21 protein-coding genes and 1 pseudogene are annotated in these 22832 nt (G+C 58.1%); 6 read left to right on the top strand and 16 right to left on the bottom strand.

What is annotated here, in order from left to right:
- Positions 1 to 220: 220 nt before the first annotated feature.
- Complete coding sequence (locus PUZ33_RS08365; RefSeq protein ID WP_058680352.1) at positions 221 to 1486, top strand: maltoporin; 1266 nt, start codon at positions 221 to 223, stop codon at positions 1484 to 1486.
- Between the two features lie 102 nt (positions 1487 to 1588).
- On the opposite strand, the gene PUZ33_RS08360 is transcribed toward PUZ33_RS08365, so the two are convergent.
- The 6 genes from PUZ33_RS08360 to PUZ33_RS08335 form a co-directional block, all read right to left on the bottom strand.
- Entirely contained in the window at positions 1589 to 1831 is a 243-nt protein-coding gene (locus PUZ33_RS08360) for a PTS transporter subunit EIIB (RefSeq protein WP_013097212.1), read from the bottom strand.
- A 130-nt stretch (positions 1832 to 1961) separates the two neighbouring features.
- Positions 1962 to 4019: a beta-galactosidase gene (locus PUZ33_RS08355; RefSeq protein ID WP_058680351.1), complete on the bottom strand. Its 2058-nt coding sequence runs from the start codon at positions 4017 to 4019 to the stop codon at positions 1962 to 1964.
- A gap of 29 nt (positions 4020 to 4048) precedes the next feature.
- Positions 4049 to 5251, bottom strand: a complete 1203-nt coding sequence (locus PUZ33_RS08350; protein ID WP_013097214.1) for a glycoside hydrolase family 53 protein — start codon at positions 5249 to 5251, stop codon at positions 4049 to 4051.
- Positions 5252 to 5253: 2 nt separating this feature from the next.
- Entirely contained in the window at positions 5254 to 6105 is an 852-nt protein-coding gene (locus PUZ33_RS08345; RefSeq protein WP_013097215.1) for a sugar ABC transporter permease, read from the bottom strand.
- An 11-nt stretch (positions 6106 to 6116) separates the two neighbouring features.
- On the bottom strand, positions 6117 to 7421 hold the full coding sequence (locus PUZ33_RS08340; protein WP_058680350.1) for a carbohydrate ABC transporter permease: 1305 nt from the start codon (positions 7419 to 7421) through the stop codon (positions 6117 to 6119).
- 57 nt (positions 7422 to 7478) lie between these two features.
- The gene (locus tag PUZ33_RS08335) at positions 7479 to 8693 is read right to left on the bottom strand and encodes an extracellular solute-binding protein (protein ID WP_058680349.1); all 1215 of its coding nucleotides are present in this window, start codon (positions 8691 to 8693) and stop codon (positions 7479 to 7481) included.
- Between the two features lie 321 nt (positions 8694 to 9014).
- On the opposite strand from PUZ33_RS08335, the gene PUZ33_RS08330 reads away from it, so the two are divergent.
- Positions 9015 to 10130, top strand: coding sequence for an ABC transporter ATP-binding protein (locus PUZ33_RS08330; protein WP_029883249.1), 1116 nt, complete (start codon positions 9015 to 9017; stop codon positions 10128 to 10130).
- On the opposite strand, the gene hpxK is transcribed toward PUZ33_RS08330, so the two are convergent.
- The 7 genes from hpxK to hpxU form a co-directional block, all read right to left on the bottom strand.
- Positions 10127 to 11365, bottom strand: a complete 1239-nt coding sequence (hpxK, locus tag PUZ33_RS08325; RefSeq protein WP_058680348.1) for an allantoate amidohydrolase — start codon at positions 11363 to 11365, stop codon at positions 10127 to 10129. The two genes, PUZ33_RS08330 and hpxK, sit on opposite strands and share 4 nt — an antisense overlap.
- A complete protein-coding gene (locus PUZ33_RS08320) occupies positions 11362 to 12603 on the bottom strand; it encodes a pyridoxal-phosphate-dependent aminotransferase family protein (RefSeq protein WP_058680347.1) in 1242 nt (413 codons plus the stop codon). Before PUZ33_RS08320 ends, hpxK begins: the two co-directional genes overlap by 4 nt.
- A gap of 13 nt (positions 12604 to 12616) precedes the next feature.
- The gene (locus PUZ33_RS08315; protein ID WP_013097221.1) at positions 12617 to 13354 is read right to left on the bottom strand and encodes an amino acid ABC transporter ATP-binding protein; all 738 of its coding nucleotides are present in this window, start codon (positions 13352 to 13354) and stop codon (positions 12617 to 12619) included.
- Entirely contained in the window at positions 13335 to 13991 is a 657-nt protein-coding gene (locus tag PUZ33_RS08310; protein ID WP_020689664.1) for an amino acid ABC transporter permease, read from the bottom strand. The genes PUZ33_RS08315 and PUZ33_RS08310 overlap by 20 nt, the downstream gene beginning before the upstream one ends.
- On the bottom strand, positions 13991 to 14656 hold the full coding sequence (locus PUZ33_RS08305) for an amino acid ABC transporter permease (protein ID WP_020689665.1): 666 nt from the start codon (positions 14654 to 14656) through the stop codon (positions 13991 to 13993). The genes PUZ33_RS08310 and PUZ33_RS08305 overlap by 1 nt, the downstream gene beginning before the upstream one ends.
- Before the next feature lie 4 nt (positions 14657 to 14660).
- Positions 14661 to 15443: a transporter substrate-binding domain-containing protein gene (locus tag PUZ33_RS08300; RefSeq protein WP_023620992.1), complete on the bottom strand. Its 783-nt coding sequence runs from the start codon at positions 15441 to 15443 to the stop codon at positions 14661 to 14663.
- 192 nt (positions 15444 to 15635) lie between these two features.
- Positions 15636 to 16475: a MurR/RpiR family transcriptional regulator HpxU gene (gene hpxU, locus PUZ33_RS08295; protein ID WP_014831361.1), complete on the bottom strand. Its 840-nt coding sequence runs from the start codon at positions 16473 to 16475 to the stop codon at positions 15636 to 15638.
- 145 nt (positions 16476 to 16620) lie between these two features.
- Between hpxU and hpxW the strand changes: the two genes are divergently transcribed.
- From hpxW to hpxZ, 4 genes are read left to right on the top strand one after another with little or no spacing between them, the layout of a single operon-like run.
- Entirely contained in the window at positions 16621 to 18204 is a 1584-nt protein-coding gene (gene hpxW / locus PUZ33_RS08290; RefSeq protein WP_058680346.1) for an oxamate amidohydrolase, read from the top strand.
- Positions 18205 to 18214: 10 nt separating this feature from the next.
- On the top strand, positions 18215 to 18403 hold the full coding sequence (hpxX, locus tag PUZ33_RS08285; RefSeq protein ID WP_058680345.1) for an oxalurate catabolism protein HpxX: 189 nt from the start codon (positions 18215 to 18217) through the stop codon (positions 18401 to 18403).
- A complete protein-coding gene (locus tag PUZ33_RS08280) occupies positions 18400 to 19797 on the top strand; it encodes an AtzE family amidohydrolase (protein WP_058680344.1) in 1398 nt (465 codons plus the stop codon). Before hpxX ends, PUZ33_RS08280 begins: the two co-directional genes overlap by 4 nt.
- Positions 19794 to 20180 (top strand): oxalurate catabolism protein HpxZ, encoded by a 387-nt coding sequence (gene hpxZ / locus PUZ33_RS08275; RefSeq protein ID WP_047024024.1) that lies wholly within the window; start codon positions 19794 to 19796, stop codon positions 20178 to 20180. Before PUZ33_RS08280 ends, hpxZ begins: the two co-directional genes overlap by 4 nt.
- A 115-nt stretch (positions 20181 to 20295) precedes the next feature.
- Here the strand turns inward: hpxZ and puuE are convergent, their stop codons facing one another.
- The 3 genes and pseudogenes from puuE to PUZ33_RS08260 all read right to left on the bottom strand — a co-directional run bounded on the left by puuE (position 20296) and on the right by PUZ33_RS08260 (position 22705).
- A complete protein-coding gene (puuE, locus tag PUZ33_RS08270) occupies positions 20296 to 21195 on the bottom strand; it encodes an allantoinase PuuE (RefSeq protein ID WP_376739894.1) in 900 nt (299 codons plus the stop codon).
- A pseudogene (gene hpxA, locus PUZ33_RS08265) lies at positions 21113 to 21989 on the bottom strand (allantoin racemase). Before hpxA ends, puuE begins: the two are co-directional and overlap by 83 nt.
- Positions 21989 to 22705: a GntR family transcriptional regulator gene (locus tag PUZ33_RS08260; protein ID WP_058680341.1), complete on the bottom strand. Its 717-nt coding sequence runs from the start codon at positions 22703 to 22705 to the stop codon at positions 21989 to 21991. Before PUZ33_RS08260 ends, hpxA begins: the two are co-directional and overlap by 1 nt.
- Between the last annotated feature and the right edge of the window lie 127 nt (positions 22706 to 22832).

The following is a 22832-nucleotide window of genomic DNA, read 5'->3' as shown; positions in this document are numbered from 1 at the left end:
AAAAACGCTCACTGCCCTCTCCTCGCAGACATAACACCATCAAAAAGTATTACGTTTCACAATGCCATAATTTGTGGCACAGCTCATCACTCGTAACAAAATTGTCTATTTTATTTGCAGTTAATCACACATTTAGGATCGTTCAATTGCCAGCCAGAAGGTTTAGGCATTTTATGACAGCGGATTTGTGAACGTATTACAAAACAATAAGAGGGTAACAATGAACACGACGATCCGCTCTGTATCCGTTGCGCTGGCTGCCGCGTTAGCGTCTCCATCGCTGTTTGCTGCGTCTTCAGTACCGATTGATTTTCATGGCTATCTTCGCTCCGGCGTGGGCGTCTCACGGGATGGTGGGATGGAGGAGTGGCAGAAGAATAAAATAGGCCGTCTGGGTAACGAAGCCGATACCTACGGCGAGCTGGAACTGGGCTCTGAGGTCTACAAAAAGAACGACGTGAGCTTTTATCTCGACAGCATGGTGAGCATGGTGTCTGACGGCTCTAACGATAACGAAACCACCTTTGGCGACGACGCTCAGTTTGGCCTGCGCCAGCTTAACCTGCAGATCAAGGGGTTGCTCCCGGGCGATCCGAATGCGGTTATCTGGGGTGGGAAGCGCTATTACCAGCGTCATGATCTGCACATCATTGACACCAAATACTGGAACATCTCGGGATCCGGTGCAGGTATTGAGAACTATACGCTCGGCCCTGGCGCGGTCTCTGTGGCCTGGATCCGCGGCGATGCCAACGACGTGGACTACCGCGTTGACGGTGATAACGACGTGAACATCAACTATATCGATCTCCGCTATGCGGGCTGGAAACCGTGGGCAGGCGCGTGGACGGAAGTGGGTATTGACTATGCCATGCCAAACCCGACCAACAAACAGAAAGAGTATGGCGGGCTGTACGAGGCCGACAACGGCGTGATGGTAACCGGAGAGATCAGCCAGGATATGCTGGGTGGCTATAACAAGCTGGTGCTGCAGTATGCCAACAAAGGTCTGGCGCAGAACATGGTTTCCCAGGGGGGCGGCTGGTACGACATGTGGAACTATGTGAACGATGCCAGCGGCTACCGCGTGATTAATACCGGCTTAATTCCCATTACCGATAAGCTCTCCTTTAACCACGTCCTGACCTGGGGCTCGGCGGATGACACCACGCAGTATACCGATAAATCGCGCCTGATTTCGCTGGTGGGCCGCGCGCAGTATCAGTTCACCGAATATGTGCGTCTGATTGGTGAAGTGGGCGGGTTCTACCAGAAAGATACCTATACCGACGGTTCAAACTACAAGCAGAGCGGTGAGAAGTACACGATCGCCTTAGGTCTGGCGGACGGACCTGATTTTATGTCACGTCCCGAGCTACGGGTGTTTGCCTCCTACCTGAATGATTCCGAACATGGGAAATCCTTCGAAGACGGCACCGCCAGTAATATCTGGAACTTCGGCGTGCAGGTTGAAGCCTGGTGGTAATATTTATTTCTAAAATGCGTTAATCGTTATTGTATCTCCAACAACTGGCAGTTTATTCGCCTGTTTCGGGATAGCCATTATTTTGGCTATCCCTTTTTTTATTTATTGATTAAAATGTTCATCTAATAACTGACGTAAGGCATCAGACTGCCTGCCAAATATGGCATGCACCTGCTGGCCAATAATAATTACCCCCAGCGCCCCTTCATTCTGTAACGCCTCAGAGTCAACTTTATTTAAATCTTTTACCGTCACGCGCAGGCGGGTAATACAGGCTTCGACGTGTTCGATATTATCGTCGCCGCCAAACGCGGGAATTAAACGCTGGGTAATTTGACTGTCCATAATACGCCTCATTATATGCAGATAAAAAAATGCCTGCTCGTGGAGCAGGCGTTCTGTGCCTTTTTGCCCGGACGGTGCGGTCTGATGCCCTCACCCCAGCCCTCTCCCACAGGGAGAGGGAGAAAATCAATTACGCTTTACGCCTGAGCACACGACAGTCCCAGGGCAGCAGAGCGGTATCGCCCGCAGCAGCGGCGTCTGTCATGCAGTCGGTATACCCCTGTGGCAGCGTGATGTACTGCTGCTGTGCCGTGTAGTTCTGCACAAACACCCAGGTGGTTTCGCCATCCGTGCGTGCCGTGGCAACCACGCCCGGCGGGAGCTCACCCTCGATGGCGCGCGGTAGTGCCAGCTCGTTGATAATCCCGGCGAAGAAATCGCGCAGGAACGGCAGATCGTTACGTGAAGCGACATGCCACGCCTTGCCTTTACCGACGCGGTTGACCGTTACCGCAGGGCGACCTGCGTAGAAATCATCGCGGTAGGTCGCCAGCACCTGTGCGGACTCAGCGTGGATCAGCTCGCATAAATGTCGCACCTGATACGGCCCCTGCAAACCTGCCGCGTTGCCTGCCAGCCCCTGAATCAGGTTGCGCTCCCCCTCGCCCAGGCACTCGATTTCTTCCGCCCAGATGCCCAGAAGCTTGCGCAGCGGGCCAGGGAAACCGCCCAGATGACAGAGATCGGTCTCATCCACCACGCCGGTCCAGTAGGTCGTCACCAGATGCCCGCCATTAGCCACAAAGGCTTCTGCACGCTCGGCAAACCCTTCGCGTACCATATAAAGCATGGGGGCCACCACCAGCGCGTAGTCGCTCAGATCGCCGTCAGCGTCAATGACATCCACCGCAATGCCTTTTTCCCAGAACGGACGATAGTGCTCGTTGACGGTTTTTTCGTACTCCATTCCCATATTGCGCGGACCTTCGGCATCATCCAGCGCCCAGCGGTTTTGCTGGTCGAAGACAATCGCCACCCGGGCCTCGGTACGGCAACCTGCGACCTCCGGCAGGCGTGCCAACATCTCGCCCAGGCGCGTCACTTCACGCCCGACGCGGGTATCCAGATGACCCACGTGGTCGATAACCGCGCCGTGGAATTTCTCCACCGACCCGCGGCTTTTACGCCACTGGAAGTACTGCACCGAATCCGCTCCGTGCGCCACCGCCTGCATCGACGAGAGAATATGCATCCCCGGCTTTTTCAGCTTGCTGGTTGGCTGCCAGTTGGTGGTGCTCGGCGTCGACTCCATCAGCACGAAGGGCTTACCGCCCTTCAGGCTACGCATCATGTCGTGATACATGGCGGTGTAGCAGGCGAGCGCCGTTTCGTCTTTCTCCTTGTGCCACATCGGATAGCTGTCCCAGGAGATAAAGTCGATCGCCTTCGCAAGCTGCCAGTAGTCGTAGTCGTAGAAATACTCCATAAAATTGGTGGTTACCGGCAGTTCCGCATTCGCTACTTTTAGCGGGGCCACTTCATGGCGGCAGAAATCGGTCACCTGTGCGGTATTGAAGCGACGCCAGTCGAGGTTGAGGCCGTGAATCGACACTTCTCCCTGCGGCGCAGGGGACTCTATCTGCGACCAGTCGGTGTAGGTGTGGCTCCAGAAGGTGCTCCACCACGCGTGGTTCAGCGCGTCCAGGGTTTTATAGCGCGCCTTCAGCCAGTCGCGAAAACGTGCCTGACACAGGTGACAGTGACATTCGCCGCCGTATTCATTAGAGATATGCCAGCCCAGCACCGCCGGATGGTGTGAATAACGCTCCGCCAGCAGGCGGTTAATGGTGAATGTCTTCTCACGGTACACTGGCGATGACATGCAGTGGTTATGCCGGCCTCCGTGCAGCGCGGGCACGCGGTTGCGCCCGACGCGCAGCACCTCAGGGTATTTTTGCGACATCCACGCCGGACGCGCGCCGCTTGGCGTAGCAAGGAAAATATGAATACCTGCCGCATACAGTTTTTCAATAATATTATCCAGCCACGCAAAATCATATTCCCCTTCACGCGGCTCCAGCTTTGCCCAGCTAAATATGCCCACCGACATCACATTACATTTTGCCTGCTGCATCATGGCAATATCTTTTTCAATAATACCGGGATAATTCTCCCATTGCTCCGGGTTATAGTCGGCGCCATGCAATAACGCCGCGACCTTTGGGCTTAAAGGCGCAAATTTATTCATATTAAAAACGTCCTGAATGAAGATAAAAATTATTTAAATACCGTTATTGATGGCAGCACTTTTCCCTGGCAATCAAATAACGCCTGATTCTCGCGGGCATTCCCCTCTTTCCATTCGTCATGGATATATTTCATGCCGGCTTTGGTCGCCCACGTGGTGCCCGGTACGGCAATCCATGTCGGCTCCCAATAAAAGATGCCTTTGCCACGGTGGTCCGGAACATCAATAACGGACTGCATTAAATCGTGAATATAATCGTACTGGCCCTGAACGGTACCCGGATAGCCGCCGTCTTTTTCTTCTTTCGCCTGGAAGCTGTTCTCAGCGTTATCGCAGTTGTCCAGCGTATAGCCGTATGCCGCTTCCACCACAATCACGTCTTTGTTATAGCGCCTGCTGATGTCATCCATATTGGCCTTCAGCGCGCTAATCGGGCCGTTCCAGTAGGTGTACATTGACAGGCCGATGATATCGAATGGCACGCCGCGCTTCGCGATTTCGTCAAACCACCAGCGGAAGGTGTCATTTTTAGTGCCTTCGGCCAGGTGCAGCATGATTTTCACCTGCTCGCCGCCGGTCAGATTCTCTTTTAGCCCGCCAATCGCGGCGTTGAGCAGTCCGGCCAGACGGTCAAACTCGCCGCCGCCCTGCCCCCAGCTTTTGCCTTCCGGCCACAGCATGCCGCCGTTGATTTCGTTACCGATTTGCACCATGTCCGGCAGTACGCCCTCTTGCTTAAAGCGGGCGATGGTGTCGCGGGTGTAGTCATGGATCGCCGTTTTAAGCTGCGGGTAGTCCATCTTCTCCCAGGCTTTCGGCTTGAACTGTTTGCCCGGATCGGTCCAGAAATCGCTGTAGTGGAAATCGAGCAGCAGCTTCAGGCCCTGCGCCTTCACGCGCTTCGCCAGCGCAATCGTGTTTTCCAGGTTGTTACTGCCACCGCCATAGGTCTTGCCGCTCGCATCCTGTGGATCAACCCACAGGCGCAGGCGTACATAGTTCACGCCGTTGGCCTTCAGGATCGCAATCGCATCCTGCTGCTGGCCGTTCTGGTTATAGAATTTCGCGCCGTGTTGTTCGGCTTCCAGTAGGGTCGAAATATCCGCCCCCTTAATAAAATCTGCAGGCATGGCGTTAAACGGACGCGTTTTCACCGCGTCGGCAGCAAAAGCACTCGCGGCAAGGCCACATGAGAGGCAAACGGCGAGCAAAGCGGGTTTGAGTCTTTTCATGGTTATCCTTTGGTACTCCCGGAGGTCAGGCCGGAGACGAAGTATTTTTGTAACGCCAGGTAGAGGATCGCCACCGGCACCGCAATCAGGACCGCGCCTGCCGCGTAGGTGGTGTAGCTGGCACCCATTTTTTGCGCCACCAGGTTATAAAGCCCGATGGGTAAGGTGTATTTGTCCGGGGTGCGCAAAATGGTGCTGGAGAGGATGAAATCCCCCAGCGGCCCGGTGAAGGAGAACAGCGCCACCACCGCCACAATCGGCTTCGAAAGCGGCATGATAATTTCGATGAATATCCGGAAATTACTGGCCCCGTCCATGCGCGCGGATTCATCCAGATCTTTCGGGATGGCATCGAGGTAGCCTTTCATCAGGTAAGTGTTCATCGGGATCATGCCGCCCACGTAGATCAGCACCAGCGCCAGATGACTATTGATAAGGCCCAGCAACTGCGACAGCACGAAGATGGCAATCAGCGCCGAGAACTGGGGGATCATCTGCAGCAGCAGGAACAGCATCAGACCGTTCTGGCGCCCCTTAAAGCGAAAGCGCGAAAACGCGTAGGCGGTAAAGCTGACGCTGATTAAGGTCAGTACCATGGTCAGGAAGCTGATTTTCATTGAGTTCCAGTACCAGGTCATGTAGTTCACCTGGCCGTTGAACAGGTCGGCATAGTGCTGTACCGAGAAGTTCTCTGGAATAATCGACGAGCTCAGCAGGCTATTACCCGCGTTAAACGACGCACCGACCGTCCACACCAGCGGGTAAATGATGATTATCGAGACCAGCACGATAACCAGCCAGGAGAGCGAGAGGCGAACCCACTTCTCACGTTTAATACTTTGTGATTGAGCCATTGTTACGTTCCTTACGCCATGTCGTCATTTTTGAACGATTTCGTGGCGCGGAACTGCCACAGCGCCAGCCCGACGACAAAGATCGACAGCAGGATAGTGATGGTCGCCGCAATCGCATATTGCGAAGAGGACATCGTCAGTTTGTAGATCCACGACACCAGGATATCCGTCCCACCCACATTCGACCCTACCACCGCCGGTCCGCCGTTATTAAACAGGTAGATGATGTTGAAATTATTGAAGTTGAAGGTGTATTGAGTGATCAGAATCGGCGCAATCGAGTAAAGCACCAGCGGCAGCGTGATGGTACGCAACTTAGTCGCGCTGCTGGCGCCGTCCATGGTCGCCGCTTCGTACAGATCGTCCGGAATGGCCTGCAGCACGCCGGTGGTCATGGCGAAAACAAACGGGAAGCCGAGCCAGGTCTGCATCATAATCAGCGCCGTTTTGGTCCAGAACGGATCGGTCATCCACGCTTTTGGCGCGATGCCGAAGAAGGCCAGAATGGCGTTGTTGATCACCCCAAAGGAGTCGTTAAACATTCCGGCAAACACCAGGATGGTGACAAAGCCCGGCACCGCCCAGGGCAGAATGAAGATGGTGCGGATCAGCGGCTTAAAGCGCAGATCTTTCTGGTTCACCAGAATAGCCAGCAGCACGCCTACCGAACATTGCAGCGTGGTAGCGAGCAGGGTCCAGACCACCGTCCACTGCAGCACGTCGAAGAAGGTCGAACGCCAGATGGAGAGCGTGAAGATATTGATGAAGTTCTTAAACCCAACCCAGTCCACCAGCTTAGCCGGCGGCGTGTGATAGAGGTTGTAGTTGGTAAAGGCGATGGCAAAGCCGAACAGGATCGGGAAAACCACTACAAACACCAGCAGGATAAAGCCGGGCGTGATCATCAGATACGGGAAGCCGTCGCTCAGCAACATCTGGTACTGCTTGCGCACGCTGTTAAGCGTAAGTCCCGCATCGCGTTTTCTGCCATTCACCCACGCATCACGCATCGACAGGTACCAGACCATCACGCCAAACGCGGCGATCAGCACGCTGATGATCCCCTCAGCCAGCAGGAAGATGGAGTTGTCCCGCGGCACCTCCTCGCCCAGCGTCACCAGCCCCCATAGCCCTTCGCGCAGAAAATCGGCAAATACGCCGAGAAAACTGACCAGCAGTACCAGGAAGATGATCCCTTTCAGCCACTGACGATGGTAGAACTGGCCGAAGCCGGGGATGAACGCCAGCAGCAGGCCGGTCCAGGCATGGCGCCCGGCCCCGTGCGGTCTGGCAAAATTTTCCGGGATGATACTCACAGACAACTCCTTTCAAAAAAACGGGAGAGAGTCCTCCCGTTTTGCGACGGCAGAAAATTACTGGTTGCTGGCCTGCATGGCTTCGATCTGCATCTGGACCTGTTTTTCTGCGCTATCCAGCGCGGCTTTAGGATCCTGTTTGCCGGTCAGGCTCAACTCCAGCGCGGCGTTGGCTGGCCCCCAGACTTCACCCATTTCAGGGATGCCCGGCATGGCAGTTGCGCGCGCCGACTGTACCGCGACGGCACTCGCTTTTTCGTCGTTTTTGATAATCGGATCGTCGATCATCGCGGTAATCGGCGGGATTTCACGCGTGGCGATGTAGCGCGTTTTCACATACTGCGGCTGGTTGATGAATTCGATAAATTTCTGCGCCAGGGCTTTGTCTTTGCTCCACGTGGAGACAACGTAGCCTTTCACGCCAAGGAAAGAACTCATAGGCTTGCCGTCGGGCAGCGTTGGCAGCGGCGCAACGCCGTAGTTGATCCCTGCCGCTTCATACGGCTGGAATGCCCACGGCCCATTGATCACGGCTGCCGCTTTCTTCTCGGTGAACAGGGAGTCAATGGCGTTCAGACCGTTGTCACCGACTATCCCGGCCGGGAAGATCCCGTCGGCGTAGAATTTTTTAAGGTACGTCACGGCCTCTACCGCGCCCGGCTTGTTCAGGCCAACGTCGCTGGCGTTATAGCCGCCCTTGTCGTTATGACCGAAGATGTAGCCGCCCATCGGAGAAATTGCCCCCCAGCTGTAGTAAATCTGGTCGAACTTGGCGAGCAGGCCGTACTGGTTTTTCGCGCGCTGCTGTTTCGAAAAGTCATACCAGTCCTGCAGCGAATTGAGGGGCTTGTCGATGAGGTCTTTGTTGTAAATCAGCACCAGCGTCTCGACCGCTTTCGGTACGCCGTAGAGGGCATTATCCATTTTGAAGGCATTGATTGAGGCCGGGGTGTACTGTTCGGTCTGCTTAGCCTCCAGATTCAGGGGGGTCAGCAACCCTTGCACTACGGCGCCGCCCAGCTGATCGTTAGGGATCACCAGCACGTCCGGGCCAATGCCCGCCGGGCCATCCAGACGCAGTTTTTCCAGCTGTTGGGCGTAAGGGGTTTCCTGGACGTTGACCTTAACGTCGTACTGTTTTTCAAAGTCAGCCACCGCCTCTTTTATACCGGATGACTTCTTGATGTCTTCCCAGACGTTAAGCTGCGTGGTGGCATGTACCTGCACCGAGAGCGTAGAGAGGATCAGAGCGGCAAGTAGGTTCTTTTTCATTACAAACCTCATGTGAAGGTATAACAATTTTATGGTTGTTATGACATTTAACGCCTTATCTGCCTCATCTAAAATTCAGCAAAATCAGATGCTGCACGTATGACGTCAAATATCTTTGATTTGGTATACGCTACCCTTCACATCATGATAACTCTACAAAAAACTGTAAGTTGTGTGATCGTCATAACATTAATGGAAAATCTGTATAGGGCGCATGAATACTGGAAGTTATAGTCAATACAGACAAATTGCACCGTCCAGCTATGTTGAACCTGATTGTTATACGTAAAACATAGACAGCGGTTTACTCGGGGAACACTGATGTCAAACATACAGTTAAGGAATGTCACCAAGCGCTTTGGCGACACCGTCACCTTGCACAACGTGAATCTTGAAATTGAAGACGGGGAATTCGCCGTCTTTGTTGGCCCTTCCGGCTGCGGTAAATCGACCATGCTGCGCATGATTGCCGGTCTGGAGGAGATTAGCGAAGGTGAAGTCTTAATCGGTAATGAGGTCATGAATGACGTCGCGCCTTCCCACCGCGGCGTGGCCATGGTGTTTCAGTCCTACGCGCTCTATCCGCACATGACGGTCGCCGAAAACATGGGCTACGGGCTGAAAGTGAATAAGGTCCCAAAAGAACAGATCCGTCACCAGGTGGAGATGGTGGCAAAAACGCTGCAGCTCTCCCACCTGCTGGACCGCAAACCTAAACAGCTTTCGGGCGGGCAGCGCCAGCGCGTGGCAATAGGCCGCGCCATCGTGCGTAACCCGCGCGTCTTTATGTTTGATGAACCGCTCTCTAACCTGGACGCCGAACTGCGCGTCGAGATGCGTCTGCACCTTGCCCGCCTGCATCAGGAGCTGAAAACCACCATGGTGTATGTCACGCACGACCAGATCGAAGCGATGACCCTGGCCGACAAGATCGTGGTCATGAACTATGGCAAGGTTGAGCAGATGGGCGCCCCGATGGATCTCTATTACAAACCGGCAAATAAGTTTGTCGCCGGGTTTATCGGTTCTCCGAAGATGAACTTTCTGCCGGCGACCGTTGAAGCCTGGCAGCCAGGTAAGCTTACCGTCAGGCTATCGCAACAGAAGTCGCTCACGCTCGCGATAACCACCACACCGCTGCAGCCGGGAAGTCAGGTCACGCTGGGCATCCGCCCGGAACATTTAACCACCGACCTTCACCGCGGCACGCGGCTGGAATTTAACTGTGAAGTGGTGGAGCGACTGGGAAACAATACTTACCTGTTTGGGCAATGCTATGGCCATGACAACGTGAAGATCTTGCTGCCGGGCGACGTGAAGTTCGCGCCCTGGCAGAAGATAGACGTGGCGTTTGACGACCATCACTGCATGGTTTTTGACGACCAGGATGTACGGGTGAGCGCTGATATCGAAGATGCGGTGCGTTCGGTGGCTTAACGCGCGCCACCGTCAGCCAGCGCTCTCACCGCCCGCCCAAACGCCTCAATCGCCAGCGCGACATCCTCAGCCATCACCGACTCCGCCGGATGGTGGCTGATGCCCCCCTTGCAGCGCACAAACAACATCCCCACCGGCCAGCGTTCTGCCAGCGCAATGGTGTCGTGCCCGGCACCGCTCGGCAGCGATAGCGTGCAGCCCTGAACCGATGTCACGGCCTCCCCTAACAACGATTGCAGCCTGGCATCGCACGGCGTGGCGGCGATCCGGTAAAACTCCTCGGCGCTGAAACTGAGCCCACGCCGGGCTGCGATCTCTTCCGCCTGAATGAGCAGTTCAGTGAGCAATGCGTCCAACGGGGCATCCTGCGGGCCGCGAATATCCAGCGAGAGCGCCACCTCGCCGGGAATCACATTGACCGCGCCGGGCAGGCAGCGTAACGCCCCCACCGTGGCAACCAGATTGCCGCCGCGCTGTCGGGTGGTGTTTTCAACCTGCACCATCCATTCGGCAGCTGCGGCCAGGGCATCTTTGCGGTGAGCCATCGGCACGGTACCGGCATGCCCGGCTTCGCCGGTAAAGAGACAGTTCAGACGCCGCGCACCGTTAATGGCTTCTACTACCCCCAGCGCCAGCCCCTCCTGCTCCAGACACGGCCCCTGTTCAATATGCAGCTCCAGACAGGCGCTGAAATCGTCCTGATGCCGCGCGGCAAGCGCTACCCGTGCGGGATCCAGCCCCGCCTGCACCATCGCCTGCGCCACGCTTATGCCACTGGCATCACAGGTATCAAGCCAATTCTCCGGCCAGGTGCCAGTCAGGCCGCGACTGCCTAACAGCGTGATGCCGAAGCGGGTTCCCTCTTCGTCGCAGAAGCCAACAATCTCGATACCCTGCGCCAGGCGCACGCCCTGCTGATGCAGACTGTCCACCACTTCAATGGCGGTGAGCACGCCAAGCATGCCGTCGTAGCGCCCGGCATTGCGCACGGTATCCAGATGCGAACCAAGCAATATCGCCGGTGCACCCTCCAGCTGCGCCTCATAGCGCCCGCAAATATTCCCGACGCTGTCCTGCCAGACGGTCATGCCCGCCTGGCTCATCCACTGCCCGACCAGCTGGTTGGCCTGCAGATGCTGCGTGGAAAGATAAACCCGCGTCAGGCCTTCCGGGGTTTCGCTGATGGCGGCCAGCGCATCGGCACGGGCCATCACCCGCTCTGCCGCCGGGCTCATTGTGACGTCTCGCGGCGATAATGATCCCACGCGGCCTGCATCGCCGCCCCCTGGGGGGTGGTGAATTTCAGGTAGTTCAGCACCGACTCCAGCGCGCTCAGGGTGGTCATCACGCAGTCTTTACGGGCGTTATAACCCATGGTGCCAATGCGCCATACCTTGCCGTGCAGCGGGCCAAACGAGGTGCCAATTTCGATACCGAAATCTTCCAGCATCAGCTTACGCACCTGATCGCCGTTAACGCCCTGCGGGATCACCACGCCCAGCACGTTGTTCATCTTGTGCTTCAGATCGCCAAAGGTCTCCAGCCCCATCGCCTGAATGCCTTTCAGCAGCGCATCGCCGTGCAGCTTGTGCCGGGCGATGCCGTTGTCCAGCCCTTCCTGGAGGATCAGCCGCGCGCATTCGCGGGCGCCAAACAGCGCGGTGGTGGCTTCAGTGTGATGGTTCAGCCGCTCCGGCCCCCAGTAATCCATCACCATGCCGAGATCGAAATAGTTGGAGTAGATCATCTCCTCGTCGCCGTCGCGATGGGCGTCGGTGCGGATCCCCTCCTCGACGCATTTGCGGCGGCGGATCGCCTCTTCCATGCGTGGGCTCAGGGTGATCGGTGACGTGCCGGACGGACCGCCAAGGCATTTCTGCATGCCAGCGGAGACGGCATCCAGCCCCCAGGCATCGGTTTCCAGCGCGTTCCCCCCCAGCGACGCGGTGGCGTCGGTGTAAAACAGCACGTCATAACGGCGGCAAATCGCGCCGAGCTCGGCCAGCGGCTGCAGCATGGTGGTGGAGGTATCCCCCTGCACGGTCAGCAGCAGACGGGGACGAATACGTTTGATGGCATCCTCCACCTGATCCGGGGTAAACACCTCGCCCCACGGCACCTCGATGGTATGCACTTCCGCCCGGCAGCGGCGGGCGATTTCGCACAGCAGATGGCCGAAGCGGCCAAACACCAGCACCAGCACTTTATCGCCCGGGCGAATGGCCGACACCAGAATCGCCTCAATGCCCGCGCGGGAGGTGCCGTCCACCAGCATCGTCCAGCGGTTTTCGGTGCGGAACACCCCGCGATAGAGCGCCATTACTTCGTTCATGTAGTGGGTCATCGCCGGGTCGTACTGACCAATCAGCTGGCTCGACATGGCGCGCAGCACGCGCGGATCGGCATTGATCGGCCCCGGCCCCATCAGCAGACGCTGCGGCGGATTAAGTTGCGGAAATTGAGCGATATCCATTGTTAAGTCCTTATCAGTTGAGGCCGCGCACGGAGGAGATGAACTGCTTCAGTTCGGTGGTCTGCGGGTTGGCGAAAAGCGTTTTGCTGTCGCCCTGCTCCCAGACTTTCCCCTGGTGCATAAACACCACGCGGTCGCCCACTTCGCGGGCAAAATTCATTTCATGGGTCACGAGAATAAGGGTCATCCCTTCTGCTGCCAGCTGCTCCAGCACCTTAAGCACTTCGCCCACCAGTTCCGGGTCGAGCGCGGAGGTGATCTCGTCACAAAGTAAGACTTTTGGCGACATCGCCAGCGCACGGGCAATCGCCACGCGCTGCTGCTGGCCGCCGGAGAGACTCGACGGGTAGTAATCCAGACGATCGCCGAGGCCGACTTTCTCCAGCATCTGCTGTGCCAGCGCCCGGCATTCGGCGGCGCTTTTCTTCAGCACCCGACGCGGGGCGAGCATTACGTTTTCCAGCGCCGTCATGTGCGGGAACAGGTTAAAGTTCTGGAACACCATCCCGACCGAGCGGCTGATTTCACGCGCCTGGGAATCCCGGTCGGTGATGGTCATGCCGCCAAGCTTGATGCTGCCGTCCTGATACCCTTCCAGACCGTTGATGCAGCGCAGCAGGGTGCTTTTGCCGGATCCGCTGCGCCCGATAATCGAAATCACCTGGCCCATGTCGATATCGAGATCGACCCCCTTCAGGACATGGTTATCGCCGTAGTACTTCTGCACCTGATTAATGGTGATGAGAGGCATTGAATTTCGTCTCCAGATAACGGCTGTAACGCGACAGCGGATAACACAGAATGAAGTAGCCCAGCGCCACCAGCGCAAAGACCTTAAACGGTTGATAAGTGACATTGGTGAGCATCGTCCCGGCTTTGGTCAGCTCGATAAAGCCGATGATTGACGCCAGCGCCGTGCCCTTAATCACCTGGACGGCAAAACCGACCGTCGGCGCAATCGCAATCCGCAACGCCTGCGGCGCGACCACCCGATAAAGCGTCTGGCCAAAGGTCAGCCCCAGACAGCGCGACGCTTCCCACTGCCCTTTGGGCAGCGCGCGAATGCTGCCAAACCAGATATCAAGCAAAAACGCGCTGGTGTAGAACGTGAGGGCCAGCGATGCGGCGGTCCATGGCGAGACATCGATGCCGAACAGCGCCACGCCGAAGAACGCCAGAAATAGCTGCATCAGCAGCGGTGTACCCTGAAACAGTTCGATATAGCCGCGGATCAGGCGCATGATCATTCGCCCGCCAGTGAGACGCAGCAGCAGCAGCGGCAGGGTCACCACCGCGCCGCCGACAAACGCCACCAGCGACAGCAGTATCGTCCAGCGCCCGGCCAGCAGCAGGTTGCGAATAATGTCCCAGTCGGTAAAGGTGGTCATCATGCCTGCACCCCCAGCCATTTGCGTCCTGCCGCCATCATCAGCTGACGCAGGGTAATCGACAGCGCTAAGTAAATCCCGGTTGTCACCAGATAAACCTCAAAGCTCAGAAACGTTCTGGACTGGATCAGGTTGGCGGCAAAGGTCAGCTCTTCATACGAGACCTGCGACACCACCGACGAGCCGAGCATCACGATAATGCACTGGCTCACCAGCGCCGGATAAATACGCTGTAGCGCAGGCGGTAACACCACGCGAATGAAGGTCTGGGTGCGGGTCAGCCCCAGCACGCGTCCGGCCTCCCACTGCCCTTTGGGTGTCACCTGAATGCCCGCCCGGACAATCTCCGTGCTGTACGCGCCCAGATTGATCACCATCGCCAGCAGTGCCGCCTCACCCGCCGTCATCTTCAGCCCCATATTGGGCAGGCCAAAGACGATAAAAAACAGCTGCACCACAAACGGCGTGTTACGGATAATCTCCACGTAACCGCCCCAGATCCGGCTAAACCACGTCGCCCGCCCGCTGCGAATAGCCGCCCCGAAAATACCAATCGCCAGACCGCCCAGGGTCGCCATCACCGTCAACTGGATGGTGACCCACAGCCCGGCCAGCAGCGCCGGCCAGTGCGGCCAGAGCTCAGAGAAATGGAGTTGCTCTGTCATTGCCTTACACGCCAAGGCTTGCCGGCAGCGGCGCCTTGAGCCACTGCTCAGAGAAGCCGTTCAGGGTGCCGTCTTTAATACCCTGTTCAATCAGCGCATCCACTTTCGCCTTCAGCGCTGGTTCATTTTTCTTCAGCCCGATAAAGCACGGTGAATCTTTCAGCATAAAGCTCGGCACCGGAGCTTTCTCCGCGTTCTGGCGCGAGATGGCCGCCACCACGAGGTTGCCGGTGGCCACATACTGTACCTGTCCGGACAGATACGCCGACAGCGTGGTGTTGTTGTCCTCATAGCGTTTTACGTCTGCGTCTTTCGGCGCCAGGCTGGTCAGCACCATGTCCTCGACCGCGCCACGCGTCACGCCGATGGTTTTACCGCTCAGGGCGGCGGCATCTTTCAGCTCTGCGCCTTTCGGGCCAAACACCCCGAGGAAGAACGGCGCATAGGCGCGGCTGAAATCGATCACCTTTTCACGTTCCGCATTCTTACCGAGGCTTGAAATGACAAGGTCAACTTTGTCGGTTTGCAGATACGGCACGCGGTTGGCGCTGGTCACCGGGACCAGTTGCAGCTTGACCTTCATCTGTTTGGCCAGATAACGCGCCATATCAATGTCATAGCCCTGCGGCTGCAGATCGGTTCCGACCGAGCCAAACGGCGGGAAATCCTGCGGCACGGCAATGCGAATGGTGCCGCGTTTTTCAATATTTTGAAGCTGGTCCGCCTTTGCCGGCAGGTTAGTGAAGAGACAAACGGCCCCGGCCAGTGCAATCAACAATTTTTTCATGGTGCTTCCCCGTAACGTTAACATGAAACAAAAGATTCTTTGAATTGGATTTTGCAACTAATGTGCCAGATAAAGCGAAACGCGGGATTTTGTTGTAAAGCCTGATAAAACAAAGGCGGGGCGAAAAAGCTGTCTCTTTTTCGCCCCGCCTCACTGCACCATTTCAATGCAAAGCACCACACCGATGCCCCATTATCGTTGTTCGAGCTCGTCCAGGTGCTGATACAGGGTGGCGATCTCATGAATGCGCGGACGGCCTTTATCGAGGATTTCATGCAGGAAGGCGTTTGCCAGCAGGTTGATCAGACTGTTGACCGAGGCGTAGCTGTCATAGGCTGAGACGCTGTCCAGCGGAGCGCAGAGCTGCCAGCTCGCCAGCGGAAACAGGCTGTGCGCCTGCGGCTCGCACATCAGCAGCACCGGAATACCACTGCCCTGAAGCTGCTGCAGCAGCGGGCGGATGATGCGCGGGCGGCGACGAAAGGCCATCATCACCACCAGATCGTCGGGGGTGAGATCCACCAGCTCTTCACTCAGGCTCTGCCCGGGCTGCGGCAACACCAGCACCTGCCCGCGCGCCTGCAACAGCTGCTGACGCAGGTGCAGCGCCGCGGGATAGGCGTTACGCATCCCGATAATGACAATGCGCCGTGCCTTTACCATGCACGCCATCGCGTCGGCAAACTGCCGGGCATCCAGGGCATTCACCCACTGGGTCAGATTAGCCATCTCCTGCTTATAGTGACGCGCCAGCAGCGTATTGCCCTGCACCGCGTCGCGGTTGTCCGTCAGCGGCATACCGCTCTGGCGCAGGGTACGCAGCTCATCGCGCATGTCTTTATACTTCTCATAGCCCAGACGCTTAAACAGGCGACTCACCGTGGCTTTCGACACCCCGCTCAGCTGCGCCAGCTCGGCGCTGTTGTAGCTGATCAGGTCGTCGAAGTGATCGAAAATAAAATCCGCCACCCGCTGCTCCTGCGGCGACAGTGACGCGTATTGTGCTTTCAGTCGTTCATCAAGCTGTTCCATAACGCCTCTGTAACGTTTGTTTCATCTCTTGCTCTCTATTCATTAAGCATGCCAGCTTATCAGCCGGGATGACATGAAACTTTTCTTTCATACCTGGAACAGCTTTTGCAGCGCCTTGTGACTTTCAGGGTTATGAGGACTGTTCATGCAAAGTAATGTCTCCGTACACGGAATGGCGGTTGCCCCCCATCATCTTGCCAGCCAGAGCGCGCTGTCTATGCTGCGCGATGGCGGTAGCGCGATTGAAGCGATGGTCGCGGCAGCGGCCACCATTGCCGTGGTCTATCCCCATATGAATGGCCTGGGCGGTGATGGCTTCTGGCTTATCGTGCCCCCCGGCGGCGAACCGATTGCCATCGATGCCAGCGGCGCGGCGGGATCGCTGGCGACGCTTGCCGCCTATGGCGATCTGGCGCACATCCCCCACCGCGGCCCCCGTGCGGCGCTGACCGTGGCGGGTACCGTCAGTGGCTGGGCGGAGGCGCTTAAGGTCTCACACGCGCTGACAGGCAACGCCCTGCCGCTGACGCGCCTGCTGGCAGATGCCATTGACTATGCCCGCAATGGCACGCCGGTCACGGCCTCGCAGGCCACTGCCACCGCCAGTAAATTCGACGAACTGAAAGACCTGCCCGGCTTTGCAGAAACCTGGCTGGTTGACGGCAAACCACCGGAGGTCGGCAGCCGGTTTTATCAACCGGCGCTGGCCTCCACGCTGACGCAACTTGCCGAAGAGGGTCTGGAGAGTTTTTATCGTGGTCCGCTGGCGGCGCGTCTGGCCCGTGCGATGGAGACGCTCGGCCTGCCCATTACGCTGGCGGATTTGAACGCGCATGTCGCCCGGCGCACCACGCCGCTGAAATTAGCGCATCAGCAGGGTGAGGTCTGGAACCTCGCCCCACCGACGCAGGGGCTGGTCTCGCTGGCGATCCTCGGCATCACCGACCGTCTGGCGATGGCCGATGCCGACGACGCCGGGACAGTGCACCGCATTGTGGAAGCCACCAAACTGGCCTTTGGCCTGCGCGATGCCCACATCACCGACCCGCGCGAGCTGAAAACCGATATCCAGAGCCTGCTGGATCCTGCGGCGCTTCAGGCGCTCGCCGACCGGGTTGACGATAACCATGCCGCGCCGTGGGGCACCGGCAAAGGCCCTGGCGATACGGTGTGGATGGGGGTAATGGATAACAGCGGCCTGGCCGTGTCGTTTATCCAGAGCATTTATCACGAGTTCGGCAGCGGCGTAGTGCTCCCGGATACGGGTATCGTCTGGCAGAACCGGGGGGCGTCGTTCAGCCTCGATCCCGCACATCTTCTGGCTCTCGCGCCGGGCAAACAGCCGTTCCATACCCTGAACCCGGCCGCGGCGCGTCTGAACGACGGACGGGTGATGGTCTACGGCTCCATGGGCGGTGACGGCCAGCCGCAAACTCAGGCCACGCTCTTTACCCGCTATGTGGTGCAGGGTCTGCCGCTGCAGGAGAGCATCTCCCGTCCGCGCTGGCTGCTGGGGCGCACCTGGGGACAAAGCTCAGACACCTTAAAGGTGGAAGGTCGGTTTTCCCCTGAAACGATCGCACGCCTGCAGGCGCTGGGTCACGAGGTGGAGATCTTCCCGGACTTTAGCGAAGCCATGGGCCACGCGGGCGCGATTGTCCGCCACCCGAACGGGCTGTTTGAAGGCGCGTTCGACCCGCGCAGCAACGGCGGCGCCGCCGGATACTGAGGAGAAAACCATGACAACACAACAACCTGACTGGCATGCCTACCTGGCGCAGATGGAGGCCGTGCTGGGCATTGAGCTGGATGACGCCCGCCGCGCGGAGCTTCAGCAGCAGTTTAGCCGCATTGCCGCCATGGCCGCCCCGCTGATGGTGCTGCCGCTTGATGACCGTCTGGAGATCGCAGGAGTATACAAAGCATGAGGCTACACGAGATGAGTATCAGCGCGATCCAGCAGGCGCTGAGTGCAGGCGAGTTAAGCGCCCGCGAGATCGCCCGTCAGACGCTGGAAGATATTGCGCGCATCAACCCGCAGATCAACGCCTGGACGGCGGTTACCGAAGCGCGGATGCTGGCCGAGGCAGAAAATATCGACACCCTGCGCCGGGAAAAGCGCCCCCTGCCGCCGCTGGCGGGCGTGCCTTACGCGGTAAAAAACCTGTTTGATGTGGCCGGGCACACCACCCTCGCCGGAGCCGAGCTGTTCAGCCAGCGTTCCGCTGCCAGCGCAGACAGCTTTGCGGTTCGCCAGCTACGCAGCGCGGGAGGACTGTTGTCCGGGATGGTCAATATGGATGCCTATGCCTACGGCTTTACCACGGAAAACAGCCACTACGGCGCCACGCGTAATCCGCACGATCTGACGCGCATTGCAGGCGGCTCCTCCGGTGGCTCTGCCGCCGCCGTCGCCGCCGGGCTGGTCCATTTTTCACTGGGTACCGACACCAACGGGTCGATTCGCGTCCCGGCGTCCCTGTGCGGAATTTACGGCTTAAAACCAACCTTTGGCCGCCTGTCACGCTCCGGCAGCCACCCGTTTGTCGCCAGTCTCGATCATATCGGGCCGTTTGCCCGCCGGGTGTGCGATCTGGCGTCCGTGTACGATGCGCTACAGGGACGAGACACCAGCGACCCTTTTCAGGCAGAGTCCTCCCGCGAGCAGACGCGGCCTTTGCTCGATCGCGGTCTGGATGGTTTGCGCTGCGCCGTCCTCGGGGGCTATTTCAGCACGTGGTGTAACGACGACGCCCGGGAAGCCGTCGCGCGCGCGGCACGTGCTCTTGACGTCCAGGAGGAGCTGCAGTTTCCTGAAGCCGCGCTGTCCCGCTCTGCCGCGTTTATCATCAGCGCCTCCGAAGGGGGGAACCAGTACCTGCCGTCACTTCGCCGTGAACCGGAGCGTTTTGAACCACACTCCCGCGAACGCCTGCTGGCTGGGGCGATGATCCCTTCCGCCTGGTATATTCAGGCCCAGCGTTTTCGCGCCCACGCCCGACAGGCCTGTAAAGCGCTGTTTGAGCAGGCCGACGTGCTGATCGCCCCGGCAACGCCGCGCAGCGCCACGACGATTGGCGAGCAGACCATGGAGATTAACGGTGAGCCACTGCCGGTGCGCGCCAGCATGGGGATGCTGACGCAGCCGATTTCATTTCTGGGTTTACCCGTCACCACCGTTCCGCTACGCACCGCCCAGGGGACACCGATTGGTCTGCAACTCATCGCAGCGCCGTTTAATGAACAAGCCTGCCTGCGCGTGGCGCGGGTCCTTGAAGCGAGCGGGATAACCGATGCTCGTCCTGCGGAGATGGCACAATGATGAATCACGACGACATTAACCTTCCCTGGGTGGTGGCGGACGTCACGGCCGCGTTTTATCGCTATGAAGATGCGCTGGTGAGCAACAACATTGCGGTGCTGGATGAGCTGTTCTGGCACGACAAAAACACGGTGCGACTGGGCGCGGGGGAAAACCTTTACGGCATTGATGAAATCCGCGCCTTTCGGGCGGCGCGCCCCTCCGCCGGGCTGCAGCGGACGTTGCGCAATACCGTGATCACCACCTTCGGAGAAGATTACGCGGTGTGCAGCACCGAATTTACCCGCGAGGGCACAGAACGCATTGGCCGCCAGCAGCAGACGTGGGTGCGGTTTGCTTACGGGTGGCGCATTGTTGCGGCACAGGTGAGTGTGATGGTGTAACGCTGAAAAACCTGCCCGGTGGCGCTGCGCTTACCGGGCCTGCAATGTCCCGTATACCCTGCGGGTGCTGTAGGCCGGGTAAGGCGCAGCCGCCACCCGGCAAAACACGGCACACTTACTTCTGAAACGGATGCACGTCCCGCCAGTGGTCAGCAATCTGCTGGCGGGTACAAACCCACACCCGCTCGTGCTCCTGCACATAATCAAGGAACCGCTGCAGCGCGCGAAAACGTCCCGGACGCCCCAGCAGACGGCAGTGCATGCCGATGGACATCATCTTCGGCGCACTTTCGCCCTCTTCATACAGCACGTCAAAGCTGTCTTTCAGGTAAGTATAAAACTGCTCAGCGGTATTAAACCCCTGGGCGGTGGCGAAGCGCATGTCGTTCGCATCCAGCGTATAGGGAACGATCAGGTGCGGTTTACGGCTGCCATCGCTGCAGGTCACTTCCGTCCAGAAGGGTAAGTCGTCGCCATAGTAGTCGCTGTCGTAGTCAAAACCGCCGTGCTCAACCACCAGCTGGCGCGTGTTGGGGCTGTCGCGCCCGGTGTACCAGCCCGTAGGCGGTTTGCCAAACAGATCGGTCAGCACGTGCACCGCTTTCTGCAGATGTTCCCGCTCCTGGTTGATATCCATATTCTGATAGTGGATCCAGCGCCAGCCGTGGCTAACCACGTCGTAATCCGCCGCCTTGATCGCCGCGACAATCTCCGGATGACGCGCCAGCGCCATCGCCACGCCAAAGACCGTCAGCGGCATGCCGCGTTTCTGGAATTCATTGTGGATCCGCCAGAACCCGGCGCGGCTGCCGTATTCGTACAGGGAGTCCATGGACATGTGTTTGTCGGGATAGCTGGCCGCTCCAATGATGTCCGAGAGAAACTGTTCCGACCCGGCATCGCCGTGCAGGACGTGGTTTTCTGCCCCCTCTTCATAATTGAGCACAAACTGCACGGCGATGCGTGCCTGATTCGGCCACTGCGCATGCGGCGGGTTGCCTGCGTAGCCACGCAGATCCCGCGGATAATCCTCTTCAAAAAGCACCATTGCTACCCCCCCAAAAATTAAAATGGATTCAATGCCTGAAAATGTCCGCTTAACGGTTTGTTCTCCGGGAAGGCCAGATCCCCGTGCTTGCTGGTTGACAGCCCCAGCGCCACCAGCGATTCCACCATCTTCACCGCCGCACTGACACCGTCGATCACCGGCACGCGCAGCTCGCGCGTCAGCTCCTGGGCGAGCGTTGCCATCCCGCCACAGCCCAGTACGATGGCACCGCAGCCATCCTCTTTCAGGGCCTGTATACAGCGGGCGCGCACCTTCTCCTGCGCCAGACCGGTGCCATCTTCCAGCGCCAGCACCGGGAGATCTATCGCGTGCAGGGCCGCGCAGCGATCGTGAAAGCCATACTGGTGCAGCAGATGACGGGCAATGATCAGCGTGCGCGGCAGCGTGGTGACAATGGAAAAGCGCGTCGCCACCAGCGTGGCCATATGCATGGCGGCTTCGGCAATGCCGACAACCGGCCCTTGCGCCAGCTCGCGCGCGGCCAGCAGCCCCGGATCGCCAAAGCAGGCAATCACGTGACCCGCCACCCCCTGCTCTCTGCCTTTTTTGATCTGTTCAAGGACACCCACGGCGGCAATGGCCTCATCAAAATGACCTTCGATTGAGGGCACACCTGCACTGGGGCAGACCGCGAGGATCTCCGTGCCCGGTGCAGCCACCGCGCGGGCGGCCGCGCCGATGGTTTCCGTCATTGCGAGGCTGGTATTGGGATTAATGACTTGTATACGGACAGACGACATTACGACTCCTTGTGGCTGGCGAACAGGCGGGCAAAATCGGGCAGGCATTCACCTGCCCGTTCGAAACAGAGGCTCGCGACGATGTGTTCAAAATGGTGCATTAAGGCATCACTGAGGGGTTGCAGCGCTTTCTGACGCAGCAGCTCCACAAGCTGTTCGTGTTCATTGCAGAGACACCCCTGACGCCACGGTGCGCCCCAGGTGGCAATCACCAACGAGGAGCGCTGGCTCAGGCGGGTCACCATCTCCGTCAGGACCTGATTGCCGGAGATGGCCTGCAGCCGAATATGGAAATTTGCGGAGTGGCGGATCGCCGCCGGGCCGTCGTAAGCCTCATGCGCCTGCTGCTCCTGACGGATGATTGACGCCAGCGCGGCCAGATGCGGCGGCTGACAGTGCGCCAGCACGTCCGGTAGATTGGCGACCTCCAGTAGCGCGCGGGTGCGAAAGATCTGCCGGGCCTCTTCGACCGTCGGGCTGGCAACGTGTGCACCACGTTTGGGCGTTAAGGTGACCATTTGCACAGCGGCGAGTCGCTGCAGCACCTTACGGATGCCCGTACGACTCACGCCAAAGACCTCCGCCAGCGCCTCTTCCGGCAATTTGCTTCCCGGCAGCAGCTGATGTTCGACAATCGCGGTCATCAGCGCCTGAAAGATGGATTCGTCTTTGTCTTGCAGGTCTGGCGCGGCGTGCAGACTGTTCACGTTGTTCATTAACCACTCCACTTTTTACTTTTCGCTATCGAATCGTATACATAAAAATAAAATATTGCATACAATATTTATTATTTTGGCCTGAATCCTGCAACACCGTCTGCACTCCCACTCAACGGGTTTTCAT

It is taken from the genome of Enterobacter cloacae complex sp. 2022EL-00981 (assembly GCF_028737495.1).
In the GTDB taxonomy this organism is placed as follows: domain Bacteria; phylum Pseudomonadota; class Gammaproteobacteria; order Enterobacterales; family Enterobacteriaceae; genus Enterobacter; species Enterobacter cloacae.
The sequence above is the reverse complement of the archived record's forward strand: the minus strand, read 5'-3'. Positions and strand labels throughout refer to the sequence as shown.